Below are 15,023 nucleotides of genomic sequence, written 5' to 3' on the forward strand. Positions count from 1 at the left end.
CTTGACCGGCAGACGCCGGATCAGGCTTACTTCAACGCGCTGACACCGATGATGGCGGCAGCATAATCGAGGCGGAAATCCACTTAGCAAAACGCCCGAAACTGTTCAGACAAACCGAGCCAGCTCTGAACCAGCCCGGTCATACGTATAATCGATCTGGGTAAACTCGGCGGACAGTTGAAGCGCCGTGGCGGCAGCTTCCGCTGCAGCCGAAGCAGCCTCCGCAGCGGCAACATTGCAGACGACGCCTGACCGCTCAGCAGACGCGCTGCCTGACACGATGCCGAGAATGATCATGCCGCCCAGTAGCGGGGAGAGCGGTTGCGAGCGTCAACGCTTGAACGCGTGCAGCGAGTGCTCGAAGACGCAGGAATCGATTTCATCCCCGAAAATGGCGGCGGGCCAGGGGTACGATTTAAGAAGCCAATTTCCGACTAGCACTAAGGTCGCAAAGAATGGAAATTTTGCCTGCCATGGAGCGCGAACGATGTTGGACTGGAGCTGGGCAGACCTCGCGAAGCAGCAAGCGTTTCACACTAAACTATGGCCGACCTTGAAAGAGAAGCTGACGACGGATTGTGCACGCAGCGTCACGGCGTTGGCGAAGGCGGGAATTGAGACCGAGGCGAATAGTCGTGGCAGGCGTCGGCGTTCGTTTCAAGAGATCGGGCCCGCGATGTGCCGTTGACGGTGCTTGATCCCACTATCACAGACGCAAAGCGTGGAAGAGAGATATGAGCCAACTTTGAAGGGAGCTCAGATTCGCGCAGTGAAGGAACTATGGAATTTCCCCAGCCTGTGTCATCAATACCTCCGTCTGTGAAGTCGAACGCTCAGACGGAAGGCCCCTTAAGCTCCAGGGCCAAAGGGACCTTCGCTTAGCAAATCATTTTCTGAGCTATTTGTCACAGTGGTTCGACGTTTGACACCCCCCCTACGCTGCCCTAGCATCCCTCGTGCCGAGGGGCGCACATTGACTGTGCTGAGATGGCGGTGAGCCAGACCCTTGAACCTGATCCGGATCATACCGGCGTAGGAACGGCGAGGGTGCTTCTGCTCACCAGCCGTCTTTGCGCTTGTCGACCGGATCTCCGTCCATGTCCGGGAGGTTGCTTTGCTCGTGTCTGTTCTTGACTCAAACCGAAAAGGCTCAAGCCTCATGCAGGTGGGCCGATGACCGCGATCGCCGTTACCATCGCAGGCTCGGATTCCGGCGGCGGGGCTGGTATTCAGGCGGACCTCAAGACGTTCTCGGCGCTGGGCGTTTATGGCGCCAGTGTGATCACCGCGGTCACCGCGCAGAATACCCGCGGGGTATCTGCGGTGGAAGATATCTCCCCGACTGTCGTTACGGCACAGATCGATGCTGTGTTTTCCGATCTCGCCGTCGATGCGGTGAAGATCGGCATGGTCTCGCGGCGCGAGACGATCGGGGTGATTGCGGCCGGTCTGAAGCGGTACGACCGGCAGGCTGTCATCGATCCGGTGATGGTGGCGACCTCGGGCGATCATTTGATGCGGCCGGACGCGATCGCGACTCTCAAGGAGGAGTTGTTGCCGCTGGCGCTCATTCTGACGCCGAACCTGCCCGAGGCGGCGCTATTGACCGGACGCGCGATCGCCGAATCCGAAGCCGAGGTCGCGCGTCAGGCAGAGATGCTTCTGAAGCTCGGTGCGCGTTCGGTGCTGATGAAGGGCGGTCATGCCAAGGGCAAGGACGCGATCGATATTTTCTATAGCGGGGAGAGTGTCCTCAACCTGTCGCGGCCACGGATCGAAACCAGCAATGATCATGGCACCGGGTGCACTCTCTCGGCAGCAATCGCCTCGGGGCTTGCCAAGGGTATGCCGATTGAGGATGCGGTTGTGGCAGCCAAGGCCTACTTGCATGCCGCGCTGGTGGCGGCCGATGGCCTGACCATCGGCCATGGGCATGGGCCGGTTCATCACTTTCATCATTGGTGGGGCAACGAAAAAGGGTCGGGCGCCGCGGCTTCGAACGTAGCCGAAGCCCAGGGCGCTCTTGGCCGTGCTTCGCGATCTGGCTAAGCAGTGTGGGCTTCGGGCTTACCTCAGGCCACTGCCGCGCTCGGCAGGGCCGGTTGCTCGCCCTTGAGCATTTTCCGATAGAGCGCCACATGTTCCCGCGCGCAATCGACATGGCTCGTCGGTCGCCGAAGTGTCGCACGCAGATTGTCCCATGCCCGTGGCGCGCCCAAGACGTCGATCAGGCGGTCGGCCAGATCCTGGGCGCTGCCGGCGCGGAAGTGATAGCCGTCCAGCCGGTCGCGAACCTTTTCGGCCATGCCGCCGATGTCTGAACACAGGATCGGCCGGCCGTGATGCAGCGCTTCCTGGATAACGACAGGGGAGTTCTCCCACCAGACGGAGGGCATCACCACCCAGTCGACCGAGCGCATCAGCCTTGGCATGTCCTGGTTCTGGTAGGCGCCGTAGAAGCGGACGCGGCGACCGGCCTCCTCGATCAGTTTCGCCACCTTCTCCTGATAGTCCTTCGGCTGACGCTCGAGGTTGCCGCCGAAGATCATCAATGAGGAATCATCGCCCCAGATGTCGTCGGGCACGCGCGATACCGCGTCGATCAGCACGTGAACGCCCTTGAACGGTGTCATCTGCCCGAAATAGGCAAAGCGGTTGCGTCGGGCCGTCGGCGACGCCAGTTCGCGGGCTGGCGCCTTGTCGCCCATGACGATGCCGTTTTCGATCACGAAGATCTTTGCAGCTTCGAGCCCCCATTCGACATAGCGGTTGGCGAGAAAGGCGCTGGGCGCGATGAAAGCATCGGCGAGATTAAGCATGCCGCGCACGAACTGCTCGCGGCGAACGAAGCGCGACACCTGGATTTCAGGGAAGCACGTGTGGCAACTGATCGGTGAAGCGCCGTTGCAAAGCTGGCCCGAGGGGCGTTTCACCATTTGCCCGTGATTGTGGCAGATCGGCAGATATTCGTGGAACGTTACGATGATGCGCGCCTTGGGCAGGGCATCACGAACGGCGTAGAGCGCTTCCAGGCCGAAGCCGAGGATATGATGGAAGTGAACGATGTCCGGCTTGATATCGCCGACGAAGCGCAAGAGGTCACGGCGGATCGCGTCCGTATCGCCGTTGGAGAGGAAGAAATGGTCGAAGTCTTCGGCGTGGTAGAGCACTTCGTCCATGGCGAGACGCAGGCTCATCAGCGCGGAAGCGCCATGGCGCGGAACCGGATTGCCGACGCGGGCGAGGTAGATCGATTCCACACCCGACAGGCCGTTCAGCGCCTTGTGAAGACCATGCGAAGCAATTTCCGCCCCGCCAAGCGAATGGGTCGGGTGGCCATGGGAAACCACAAGTACGCGGAGTTTTTCGCTCATGCGTCAGTCTCCTCGAAGAATGTTTGGGCGGTTTCGGAGGCGGGCATCCATCGGGCGCGGAAGAGCGTCCGGTCGACACGCTCCACGAACCGGGCGGTGGCGGCGGAGCCCGCTCCGGGCACGTCGTCCGATCCGACCATCTGCAGGGAAGGAAGCCAGTAGGCTTCGTAGCCCTTGCCGCTGAGGCGAAGGGCGAGATCGAGGCCCTTCAGCGCTGCGCCGAGATAGGTCGGCGACAGACCTGCGTCCTCCATCAGCGCTTCACGCGGCAGGATGCAGCAATCGAGCGATGCGGCTGCGACCCGCGTCAGCTTGAGGCGATTGACGGCGCCAACAGGGTAGCCGGCGTAGCGGCTCGATTGAAGATGGTCGGGGCGATCGAGCGACGTGCTGCCGGCCCAGCGGATAGAGTGATCCTCGTAGGCAAGGGTCGGCGAAATGATGCTTCCCGTGTTTGCCTCGTAAGCGGCAACGAGTGCCTGATACCACCCCGTATTGGCCGGCGTCAGCGACGCGGAAAGCAGGATGACGGCGTCGCTGTTCGTGCTCGCAGCGGCCGCTTGCGCCAGGTCGCATGCATCGCCGGCGCCTTCGACGGATACGAGCCGCAGCGGCAGGCGATAGAATTCGGAGAGTTGACGGATGTGGACCGCGTGCCTTCGGAACCGCTCGGCCTGGAGCACGAGCGCGATCGGGGCCCGGCGCGTTTGCGGATCAAGCGCGAGCAGCCCCAGGAGCGGTGCGAAATCCGTTTCGGTTTCTCCGGCGACAAGAAGGATGGCGGTACCCTCGGCCTGATCGAACGGTCCCATGTCGACGACTGTCTCGACGCTCGGTGCGGTGTTGCGCGCCGCCGTCAGGAACGGGACGATCTGCCGGTCGATGATGTCGGGCAGGGCCCAGCTTGTCGGATCGATCGAGCCAAGCAGCCGCAAGGCGGCGGCGCGTGCGGGCAGCCGCACCGGGAAAAGTGGCATGTAGGCGCGGCGGGCGTCTCTGAGGGTGAGTTCGAGGTGAACTGGTCCCTCCGCCTCGCCATCAAGCAACTCGACGCGACTGATAAATCCATGGGACCGGCGATGGCCGGAAATCGCGCTTTTGAATTCCGGCCGATCGACGAAGGCCTCTTCGACGTCGGATCGTTCGGTACGGGTCCAGGCTGCGTCCAGCCGTGCCCCGCCGCCCTGCCGGCAAAGTCGCACGCTTTCAACATGGCCCTCCGCGTCTAAGAGCCAGCCCGAAATCAGGAAGGCACCATCCTCACCCTGGTAGAGCGCATCCACGCCAAGGCGGACAGGAACCGGAAGGCTCGAGATCGTCTCGGTGCCATCATATCCGCTCGCGGCATCGCGCAGGCGAAGCATGACCTGGGGCGAACTCTGGCTCTGGAGCAGCATCGCGCGGATATGGCCGGGTGTCTCGAGCGGACCTGTCACGACCCGGCGTTCGTGGAGCCCGGCATAACGCCAGGCGCCACGGCCGCGATAGAATATGCCCTTGATGTCGCGCGCTCGGGGCAGGTCGTTTGCGGACAGGAGGCCGACAAAGCCAGCCGAGCCGTCAGGCGCGTCGTTGCGCTGGAAAATGGCGACGTTGCAATCGGCAAGGACGGTATCGTCGCTCTTGACGATCGCCCGGCAGACGCCGGCGGGCAGGTCGTGCGCCCATCCTTTCAGGGCGATGGTCCCGTCATGGCCCTCGCCGAGCAGTTCGATATATCCGTCGCTCGCCGCTCCCGTTTTAAGCAGGGTCGTAATGGCCGCGAGCCGTTGATCGGCATGCGGTGGCTTGATCAGCACGTCGACCAGACGGCCGAGGACATGGACAAACTGCGGACCGGCAAAATCCTTCAGCATCGCCGTGACTTCACCGATCGAAACAGTGCGTGGCGCAACCATATAGCGCTTGCCGTTACCCGCCTTGCCGAAGCGCAGGGTAGTCGGCAGCGGCTCGGAGCCTTCGACCGGCAACAGCGCGGCGAAGCCATGCGTGGCGGAAGACTGGGGTGCCGCCAGCCGCCAGCCGACGACCGACGCCATGACCTGGCTTGACGCATCTTCATTGATCTCAACCGGCAACTGATCGGCCATCGGGCCACCGGTTCCGATAACGAGCAACAGTGTTTCGTCGATCGGGCAGGCGATGATCCGTCCACTACGCGCGATGCGGCCAAGCGGTGCTGGGCTTGCGGAAAGGCTGAGTTCCGAACTGGGCATGAGATGCGCCTCAGGTCCGAAGGAAGACGGAAAGGATCGCGCCTGCCGCAAAGCCCGCAAGCACGAAGAGTAGCAGAAACGCGGGCTTCAAATCGCCGTTCGAGCGCTGCTTCAGTGCGTTGAGGCTCTTTTCCATGCCCGCGATTACACCGTCGAGCCGCATCAGGTGGACGTCGAGATCGGTCAACCGTTGGGTGATCTCTCCGCGGAGGTTCGCGACATCGTCGCTGATTGCCGCAAGCCCGGGGCTTTCGGCTTCATCGCCGTCGTCAACTTTCGACCGCAGGGCGGAACGCTGCGAGACCTGCAATTGCCGTTGCGCTGCCATCAGCACGTCGAGCTTGTCGAGCACTTTTGCAAGCGGTGCTGCAATCAGCGCTTCGGCCGCCTGTTCATCGGGTTTGGGAACACGAAGCGGCAGTTCGCCGCCTTTGCCGGTCGCCGCAAGCACGACGAGTTCGCCGCTGCGCGCGCTCGCCATCTCAGGCAACGCGATTTCAAACGCGTGGTTGCCGTCGCCAATCCCGTTGCGCTTGAGATCGGGCCGGTTGCGGTCGGCGAGCGCCTCGGCGATCACCTTGCCGTCGAGAAGCACGCGAATGGCAAGCCGCTTTTCCGGAGTTTCCGGGTCGAATGCCCAGCCGAAGACGCGGCCCTGGTCGATCGCGTCCACGCGGCCCTTCAGCGGCTTTGCATTGTTTTGCTCCGGTGCGACGTCCGGTTTGTCGGCTGCTACAGACATGGTCTTCCCTCTAGGCGGCGACGGTTTCTCGGGGCTCGATCGCGTCGATGAGCGTGAGATAGCGCCGGGCAGTGGTATCGATATCGTTGGGCTTGCGCGCATTGGCCGAAAGGCGGCGCCGAAGGTCAGGGCTTTCCGCCATGCGGCGCATGGCGGCGGCCAGCGCACGCGGATCGTTTGGTGAGACGGTGATGCCGTTGACGCCGTCCTGCACCATTTCGGCCATTCCGCCGATATTGCTGGCGATCACCGGTTTGCGCTGAGTCTGGGCCTCGCCGATGACGAGCGGTGCGTTCTCCCACCAGATCGAAGGCACGATGGTGCAATCGACCGCCGCGATGAGCTCGCCGATGTCCTCGCGCCTGTAGGCGCCGCGCTGCTGGACCGAAGGCGCCGTCTTCTTGAAGAGGCGGGCGATCTCATCCTTGAAACTGTCGGCCTGGAAGGGGGCGCCCCCGTGCACCCGCAGCTCAAAACGCAGGCCTTCGTCGATCAACTGCCGCGCAGCCTCGAGAAGCACGGACGTGCCTTTCCAGGGATTGAGATTGCCGAAATAGCCGAAAACCGGCCGATCGTTCTCCGGCTGGCCCTTGCGCGACGGCGCGTCTCGTGGCGGTAGGCCATTGGCAATCACGTCGATTTGGTCGCCGTTAAGACCCCAGTCGATAAAGCGTTGCCTCAGAAACTGGCTCGGCGAGATGAAGCGATCGACGGTTCTGAGCAACGCTTTCAGATGCTGCTCGCGCAACACGAAACGATCGAGCGGAATGTCCTTGAAACAGCTATGGCAACGGTCGGGGCTCGACTTGTGACAAAGCTCCTTGCCGCTGGTGCGCACCATCAGCCCATCGTGATGGCAAAGCGGATAGTAGTCGTGCAACGTCATCACGATCCGGCAGTCGGGCAGGGTGCGGCGGACGATGTGCGGAAACTCCGCGCCGAGCAGCAGCAGATGGTGGATGTGAACCACATCCGGCCGGAAATCGCGCAAAAGCTCGGTAAGGTCGGGCACGACGCCATAGAGGTCGATCTGGCTCATGAAGAAGCGATCGAAATGGCCGGACCACAAAAGCACCTCGTCGCCTTCGGGGCCGATCGCCTGAAAGCTTGTGCCGGGCCGCACCTGGCGGTGGGTCTGGTTGGTGGCGCCGAGGAAGAGCGCCTCGTGACCGGCCCGCTGATAGGCACGGAAGAGGTCGTGCGCGAAAATCTCCGTGCCGCCGGGGTGAAGCGCCGGATGGTTGTGCGCGGCGACCAGAATACGCTTCTTCATCCGCTCACACTCCGGCGTTCGGCGACGAAGACATCCTGGTAGTGACCGGCACTTTGGCCCCGCCAGTGACCGAGCGATTTCAGGACCGTCGTGAAGCCTGCCCGCTCCAGCGCCCGGTCGAGGAAGCCGTCGTCGAAACCGACGGCAGCAAGCGGCGGCAGACCGGGCACGAACCAGCAGGGGCCGTCGCCGCTGCGAACGAAGGCAAGACGGGGATCCCGCCGGCCGTGTTCATCCTTCGCGGCGATGCTATCGACCACGAAGGCGGTGACGAAGAGCCGCCCGCCGGGCTTCAGCATCCGGTTGATCTCGCTGAAATAGACGAGCACTTCGTCCGGCGGCAGATGGGTGACGATCGACGTCATGATGGCGAAGTCGAACTGGCGATCGGGGTAGGGCAGCTTCAGCGCCTTGCCGTTGATCCTGCCTGACGGGTTGTAGAGTTCGTGGGCGATGTCGACATGCTGGAAGGTGAAATTCGGATAGACCGGCGTGACGCATTGACGGCACCAGGTGACGCCGCCTTCCACCGGGTCGATACCGACATAGCGCCCGTGATCGCTATCGAGATATTGCGTCAGCGGAACGGCCATGCGGCCGATGCCGCTGCCGATGTCGAGCACGCTGCTTTTCGGCTGTAATCCGCCCATGCGGATGAAGTGGCCGAGAAACTCCGCGCCGACAGCCCGGTAGTTGCCATCTCCGACGAAGACGCTGTTTTGGTCCGGCTGCGGCAGGAAACGATTGGTGAGAACCGTCTGAAGCATGCCTTCGATACGGTCTTCGTTCTGTTGCCAGGCCGGCTGCAGGTTGTCTGCGTGGCGAAGTGCGGGCTGGTTCATGCGGCGCTCCTGGCGGCAGGCTTACGGGTGCTCGGCGCTGCCGCCTCTTCGGCGCCGAGGTAGGATGGCATCAGGGTGGTAATGTCTTGGTTCCAGCGCTCGGTATGCAGCCATGCATTGTACTGGCTGGCGACGCCGCGCGTGTAATCCTGGCTGCGGCTGATCGAGCGCCGCTCCAGATGATAGAGACAGGCTGCCGGCTCATAGACGATGTCGAAGCCGGCTTGGCGGATCTTGAGGCAGAGATCGCTGTCCTCGTAGTCGCCAATGACGAAGTCCTCGGCATAGCCGCCGACGAGGTCCCACACCTCCTTGCGCATCACCTGGCAGGCGCCGGTGACGCCCGGGACGCTCCGCATTTGCTGCGCCGGCGCATAGGCGCCCGGCATGCCCTTGTAGAAATGGTGATTGAGCCAGATGTCCTGCTTGTTGCGGGCAAAATAGAGGCCCGCATGCTGCAGCGAGCCGTCCTCAAACAGCAGTTTCGGGCCGACGGCGCCGATCGACTTTTCCTTCAGCACCGGCAGCGCAAGCTTTTCCAGCCAGCCGGCCCCGCAGGGAACGACGTCCGAGTTGAGCATGACAATGACGGAACCGCGGGCAAACCGCGCGCCGGCATTGCAGGCGCGGGCATAGCCGCCGTTGCGGTTCATCACCACGAGCTTCATCGAAAGCCCGTGAAGCAGATGGAAGCCACCGAGCAGGTGTTCCGTCTCGTCGTGGATCTCCGGGGAATCGAGCACGTAGATGATCTCGGCGTTGGCCGCGACAAAAGGATCGGTCGCAAGTCCCGACAGCTGGAAGCGCAGGAAGTCGAGCACGCGGTAGAGGGGAACGACGATCGAGACGAGAGGCGCGGCCATCATCGGACCGAAGTCCTTGGTCTGGTCGACCCTGATCGTCTTGCCCAGTCGTTGTTCCACGTCTTTCAGCGCCGGCGCAAGGATCGTGCGGAATGCCTGATCGTTAGCGTGCTGGGGGGGAACGGCACGCAGGATCCGGTTGCGTTGCGTTGCAGGATCGAAGGGTTGCGGTTTTGGCACCAGCGGCTTGACTGCGCCGGACGCCAGCCGCAACTGGAATCGCGGCTGGAGAAGGGGACCAACCGGATCGCGCATCGGCAGCCAGCTGACAAAACCGGTCACGTCGGTCTTGGAGCCTTCTTCGGCGCCGCGGGCCCAGCCCGGAAATTCATACCAGTTGCCATCGAGCGGCAAGGCCGTGCCATCTTCCTGGAGATAGTCGATGCCGGCAAGGACGCCGTTCGCGTCCCGCGTCCATCCGCCGATGAGCAGGCCTTTCGACATGGCAAGGGCGAGGTCGATCTCAGCACCCGGATGCAGTGCGGACTTGCCCGCCTGCTTTGCCGGTAGGGCGGAGCGAAGCTGCAGGTCGATCGCAAGGGCCGTGCCGCTTTCCGGAACCTCGCTCAAGGACCGCACGACAAACTCGCGCAAGCCCGGCGCTGCGCCGTGCTCGGGCCACCATTGCTGGAGGTTGGGATATCGGGAACCGCGCGGCGAAAGCTCGCGCACGGCGATACCGCGCTTTCCCATGATGATGAGTGAGAGCGCCTGGGGCGCGCGCGGCGATTCAAGAACGAAATGGCAGCGGCGCTGGCCGCGCTCGGTTCGGCCGGTTATGGCGAATTGCTGCGGCAGCGGCAAAATTGCCTCGGCGCCGAGCGCATAGATGGCGTTGATCTCGCCGAGCTCGGCATTGACGGTCGTCTCTGCCAGATAGCGTCCATGCGCCAGCTGACAGGCGATGGTTGCGGGGCGCTGCCCAAGGTTCAGGGCGTGGATCACGTCATCGACGAGGCCAATAAAGAATTCGTCACGAGACAGGCGAAACGCGCTTCGCCAGACCGTGAGCAGATTGTTGAGAAACTTGAGACGACCTTCGGGCTGAAGATCGGAAAGTTGGGCCGCCAGATCGAGGAAAGGGAGCTTGGCGGTCGGTTCCAGAACCACCGTCTGCAAGATCTCGCCGTCCGCCGCGATTTCGGCGAGTTCGCGGTCGTTTCCGGGGCGCATCGCCCAGAAGATCCGTTGGCCCCCCTGGGCGCGCGGAAGCGCCATGCTGACGAGAGGTACGAGGGAACGCGACGCAGAAAGGGCGTATTTTGTCTTTGCCGAGAGTTCGGAAGGTGCGTCCCAGATCAGCACAGCAACGTCGAAGCCGAGCCTGAAAGCTGCGGCGCTTGTGAAGTCGAGGCCGAAGCTTCTGATACGGTCGTCTGCCGTCACGCGCTACTCCTGAAGGACGAAAAGGGAGGGCGCCCCACGGGAGGAAGTGGGGCGCGCCAGTCAATCTCAATGGATCGTGAAGTAGTGGTTCGGGTTCGCCTGGATGTCGTCGGCGTCCGCATTGACGAGCGTCAGCGTATCGCCATGGCCGAAGTCGATGACCACATTGCCACCAACCTGGGTGACGCGCGATGCCAGATCTTCCGGCGACGAAATGTCGAGGCCGTTGATGTCCTTCGAAATCTGCAGAAGGTCTTCGCCGGGCGTGAAGTCGAGGATGACGTCGTTGCCGCCACCGCCGTCAAACACGAACACGTCGCTGCCTTCCCCGCCGGTCATGACGTCGTCGCCCTGGCCGCCGTTGATGATGTCGTTGTCGGCACCACCGAACAGGATGTCGCTGCCGCGGCCGCCCATCAGCAGGTCGCTGCCGCCGCCGCCAATGAGAATGTCGTTCCCGTTGTCGCCGTAAAGCAGGTCATCACCCTGGCCGCCGAACAGAACGTCGTTCCCGTTCTCGCCATGGATAACGTCGTCACCCCAGCCGCCGAACAGGGTATCGCTGCCGTTACCGCCGAACAGCATGTCATCACCTTCGTCGCCGAAAATGGTGTCGTCGCCATTGCCTCCGTTCACGAAGTCATCACCCGCGCGAGCGTGGATGAAGTCGTCGAAGCGTGAGCCAAAAAGGGCGTCATCATACGCGCCGCCTTCCAACGTGGCCATATGCTACTCCTCTTAGTTGTTGCGTACGTCATTTTGGTTGTGCTTGCGCTCATCCTCGGTCTCAAACCGGTGGCGAGCGCGGCGACATTGCACTGCAAAAAAACATATGGCAACAGCAAAAAAGAAATAAAATCAGCTGCACTGTATTATTATCTGCTACCTACGATGTATATCTTGTATCAGTTTGATGATTATCCCTGATATCTAAGGGGTCATAGATTTGTTATTACTTAGAAATAAATTCAAATTTAGAAACAAATTGCCGGCGAAATTGAATTTCGCCGGCGCAGGCGGTGTTGGAGCCTTCTGGATCAGTCTTCCCGGAAGGCTCGATTGAGGCTCTCTGCAATCGGCGAAACCATGTAATCGATCGCCGAGCGCGGCTTGTGCACGATCAGCACTTCCGCAGGCATGCCGGGATAGAGGCGGATGTCCGGGTTGGCGGTGAGCGACGCCGGCGCAATGCGGGCGCGCGCCACGTAGTAGGAGACGTTCGACTTTTCATCGACTGATTGGTCGGCTGCGACGTAGCTGATTTCGCCATCGAGCGGCAGGTGCGAGCGCTGGTTGTAGGCGGTCAGCCGGATTTGCGTCTTTGAGCCGATGCCGATACTGTCGATGTCTCGGGTGCCGACATGCATCTCGACCAGAAGCGGCTCGTCCTCAGGCACGATGTCGAGCAATGGCTGGCCGGCAGAGACCGCGCTGCCGGGTGTGCGCAACTGAATGTTGGTGACGATACCGGTCTGCGGCGAGCGGATTTCGAGGCGGCTCAAGACGTCCTTGGCCGAGACGAGGCGCTGTCCCACATCTGCAAGTTCGAGGCGGGCGGTCGTGATTTCGCCGGCGATCTCCGACTGGAATTCGTTCTCGATACCGGTCAGCCCGAGTTCCGCTCCGGCTTCCGCCTTTTCGGCCTGGGCCTTGTTGCCGGCAAGCTCACCGCGCGAAGCGGCAAGTTCGCTGAGCTTGGCATCGATCTCGATCAGCTTGGAGCGCTGGGCAAATTCCTTGGCAACCAGCGTCGCGATCGCGGTGCGCTGCTCGGTGATCAGTTCGATCTGGCGATCGGTCGCTCTGATCTGCTCGGCAAGCGACTTGGCCCTTTCCGAGTACTCTTCGATGGTCTTGCCCTGAACCTCGAGCCGGCCGGCCTTTGCTTCGCGCCGGCGGTCGAAGAAGTTTGTCTCCGCCTTCACCGCGTCGTCGGCAGCGGTTTCAGCGGTGCCCATCAGCTCGTCTGGGAAATCTATCTGCGCGGCTTCGGTCTGCTCCGCCCTGAGGCGGGCAAGCTTTGCGATCAGCCCAAGGCGCCGGCTTTGCAGTGCCTCAAGGTCGGATCGGGCGCGGGTGTCGGCAAGCTTGACCAGCGGCTGGCCGAGCGTGACGCGATCGCCTTCCTGGACGAGGAGGCGGTCGAGGATGCCGCCTTCGAAGTGGCTGACGGTCTTGCGCTTCGAATCGACCACGATCGTGCCGCTTGCGACCGACGCGCTGCTGAGTTCCGTTGAAAACGCCCAACCGAAGAAACCACCGAAGGCGACGAGGATCGTCGTCAGGCCCGCAAGGACCACGCCGCGCAGCGGCGCGGTGGCGCTTCCTTCTGCGTCCGCATCCAGCCCGTGCAGAGGGTGGGGCCGCTCGGGGATCGCGGGCAAGTTCGCGCGGTCGTCCTTGGCCACGAGTGTGCGTGCGTCGCGAGAGGCTGGCAGGTTCTGTTTGTTCGTCATGCGGATACGCCTTCCCGTCTCGGCTCGCCGGGTGTCATGGATGCGACCACGTCGGTGCGCGGGCCGAACTGGGTGATGCGCCCGTTTTCAAGAACGAGCAGCTTGTCGGCAGCCTGCATGATCGTCGGCCGGTGGGCGATCATGATGACGATCGCACCGTCGTTGCGCGCCCGCTCGATCGCGCGGATCAATGCGCGCTCGCCGATGGCGTCGAGATTGGCGTTCGGCTCGTCGAGAACGATCAGGCGAGGATGGTCGTAAAGGCAGCGGGCAAGAGCGATGCGCTGGCGCTGGCCGCCCGAAAGCGTCAGGTGGCCATCGCCGACCGGAGTGTCGTAGCCGAGCGGCAGGCGCCCGATCATGTCGTGCACGTCAGCAAGCCGAGCCGCCTCGAGCACTTTTTGGGGTTCGCCTTCCTCCATGCGCGAGATGTTGTCGCGGATGGTTCCTTCGAGCAGCGAAACCGACTGCGGCAGGTAACCGGTCATCTGGCCAAAGGAAGCGCGCTCCCACAGATAGACATTGTTGCCGTCGAGGAAGACGCCGCCGGTGGTCGGCTTTTGAATTCCGACGAGGAGCCGGGCCAGTGTCGATTTGCCCGCCGCCGAGGGGCCGACGATGCCGAGAACTTCGCCGGGCGAGAGCGAGAAGGAAACGCCCTTGATGATCGGCACATCGAGGCCGGGCGCCGCGTAAACGAGCTTATCCACAACAAGATCGCCCTGCGTGCGCGGCTGCGGCATGGTCTGGCGTACGGCCAGATCCTGGTTCAGCGCAGTCTCTATCCGGCGCCAGCTTGCGATGGCGAGCACCCACTGACGCCAGTTCTCGATCATCGAATCAAACGGGGCGAGCAGGCGTCCGACGAGGATGGTTGTCGCCATCATCGCGCCGGGGGAAATCTCCTGTTTCATCACGAGGATAGAGCCGGTTGCAAGGGCTGCCGCCTGGATCATGAAGCGCAGCGAACGGGTGATTGAAGCCATCGCCTTGCTGCGGCTTCCGCTGGTTTCCAACGCGTCGAGCGCGTGCAGCTGTGCGGTGCGCCAGCGGCGGGCAAGTGCCGGCAGCATACCCATCGCTTCGATCGCCTCGGCATGGCGCAAGCTTGAACCAATTTTCGAAACGGCCTCGATATTGGCTTGATTGGCCTCTTTCATCAGCCGGCGAGTCAGCAAATCAGTCAGCAATCCACAGCATACAAGCAGGGCAATGGAAATGGCGCCAAGAAGGCCGAACATTGGGTGCAGCGCAAAGAGCACCCCGAGAAAGATCGGCGACCAGGCGGCATCGAGTGGGGCGCTGACGGCAGAGGTTGTGAGGAAGCTTCTCAATTCCGCCAGGTCCCGTAGCGACTGGGTCGCCCGGGTCAGCCCTTGATCGGCGGCCGCCTGAACGGCGGCGGTCAGCACCGGCAGGTTCAGCCAGCGCACGACCGCACTACCCATCGCCTGGAACGTCAAAGCCCTGATGTATTCGAGTACGCCGTAGATCACGAGTGCGCCGATGACGAGAATCGTCAGCATGGTCAGCGTGTCCATGCTCTGGCTGTTCAAAACGCGGTCATGAACTTGCATCATGTAGAGTGGTGTCGAGAGCTGCAATATGCCGATGCAAGCACTCAGCACGGCTGCATAAATAAGTGCCAAAACGAACACGCGGCGCGCCTTCAAAATAAGCAGCCGCGGATCGTTTGCTCCATTTTGCGCCTTCTTTGGCCCAATTTGGTTCTTGCTAATCATATTGCCTCGTTTGCTGTCACGCGTGGCGATTTTCTGGATAAGTTCGTTGGGGTCTTGAGGAAGCTATTTTGTTTGTTATCACTTAAATCACAGTGTTGCCGTGATAAGTGTGACACAATAATGGTGGAA

10 protein-coding genes, 1 pseudogene and 1 riboswitch are annotated in these 15,023 nt (G+C 62.1%); of the genes and pseudogenes, 2 read left to right on the top strand and 9 right to left on the bottom strand.

The window, feature by feature from the left end; genetic code table 11:
- Positions 1 to 309: 309 nt before the first annotated feature.
- Positions 310 to 438 (top strand): annotated as a pseudogene (locus IB272_RS35240) (transcriptional regulator); the annotation flags it as partial.
- A gap of 514 nt (positions 439 to 952) precedes the next feature.
- Positions 953 to 1,056, top strand: a riboswitch (TPP riboswitch).
- Between the two features lie 117 nt (positions 1,057 to 1,173).
- A complete protein-coding gene (gene thiD / locus IB272_RS33185) occupies positions 1,174 to 2,049 on the top strand; it encodes a bifunctional hydroxymethylpyrimidine kinase/phosphomethylpyrimidine kinase (RefSeq protein WP_192445799.1) in 876 nt (291 codons plus the stop codon).
- Positions 2,050 to 2,072: 23 nt separating this feature from the next.
- Here thiD and IB272_RS33190 read toward each other — a convergent pair whose 3' ends face one another.
- The 9 genes from IB272_RS33190 to IB272_RS33230 all read right to left on the bottom strand — a co-directional run bounded on the left by IB272_RS33190 (position 2,073) and on the right by IB272_RS33230 (position 14,894).
- Complete coding sequence (locus IB272_RS33190) at positions 2,073 to 3,374, bottom strand: glycosyltransferase family 4 protein (protein ID WP_192445800.1); 1,302 nt, start codon at positions 3,372 to 3,374, stop codon at positions 2,073 to 2,075.
- On the bottom strand, positions 3,371 to 5,590 hold the full coding sequence (locus IB272_RS33195) for a hypothetical protein (RefSeq protein ID WP_192445801.1): 2,220 nt from the start codon (positions 5,588 to 5,590) through the stop codon (positions 3,371 to 3,373). The genes IB272_RS33190 and IB272_RS33195 overlap by 4 nt, the downstream gene beginning before the upstream one ends.
- Positions 5,591 to 5,600: 10 nt before the next feature.
- Positions 5,601 to 6,332, bottom strand: coding sequence for a hypothetical protein (locus IB272_RS33200; RefSeq protein WP_034798045.1), 732 nt, complete (start codon positions 6,330 to 6,332; stop codon positions 5,601 to 5,603).
- A gap of 10 nt (positions 6,333 to 6,342) precedes the next feature.
- Positions 6,343 to 7,605: a glycosyltransferase family 4 protein gene (locus tag IB272_RS33205; RefSeq protein ID WP_192445802.1), complete on the bottom strand. Its 1,263-nt coding sequence runs from the start codon at positions 7,603 to 7,605 to the stop codon at positions 6,343 to 6,345.
- Complete coding sequence (locus IB272_RS33210; protein WP_060582965.1) at positions 7,602 to 8,447, bottom strand: class I SAM-dependent methyltransferase; 846 nt, start codon at positions 8,445 to 8,447, stop codon at positions 7,602 to 7,604. The genes IB272_RS33205 and IB272_RS33210 overlap by 4 nt, the downstream gene beginning before the upstream one ends.
- A complete protein-coding gene (locus tag IB272_RS33215) occupies positions 8,444 to 10,696 on the bottom strand; it encodes a glycosyltransferase family 2 protein (protein ID WP_060582964.1) in 2,253 nt (750 codons plus the stop codon). Before IB272_RS33215 ends, IB272_RS33210 begins: the two co-directional genes overlap by 4 nt.
- A gap of 66 nt (positions 10,697 to 10,762) precedes the next feature.
- Positions 10,763 to 11,422, bottom strand: coding sequence for a calcium-binding protein (locus tag IB272_RS33220; protein ID WP_034798040.1), 660 nt, complete (start codon positions 11,420 to 11,422; stop codon positions 10,763 to 10,765).
- Positions 11,423 to 11,733: 311 nt separating this feature from the next.
- On the bottom strand, positions 11,734 to 13,152 hold the full coding sequence (locus IB272_RS33225) for an HlyD family type I secretion periplasmic adaptor subunit (protein WP_113136284.1): 1,419 nt from the start codon (positions 13,150 to 13,152) through the stop codon (positions 11,734 to 11,736).
- A complete protein-coding gene (locus IB272_RS33230; protein ID WP_112772768.1) occupies positions 13,149 to 14,894 on the bottom strand; it encodes a type I secretion system permease/ATPase in 1,746 nt (581 codons plus the stop codon). The genes IB272_RS33225 and IB272_RS33230 overlap by 4 nt, the downstream gene beginning before the upstream one ends.
- Between the last annotated feature and the right edge of the window lie 129 nt (positions 14,895 to 15,023).

Source organism: Ensifer sp. ENS08, from assembly GCF_014852195.1.
GTDB classification, from domain to species: domain Bacteria; phylum Pseudomonadota; class Alphaproteobacteria; order Rhizobiales; family Rhizobiaceae; genus Ensifer; species Ensifer adhaerens.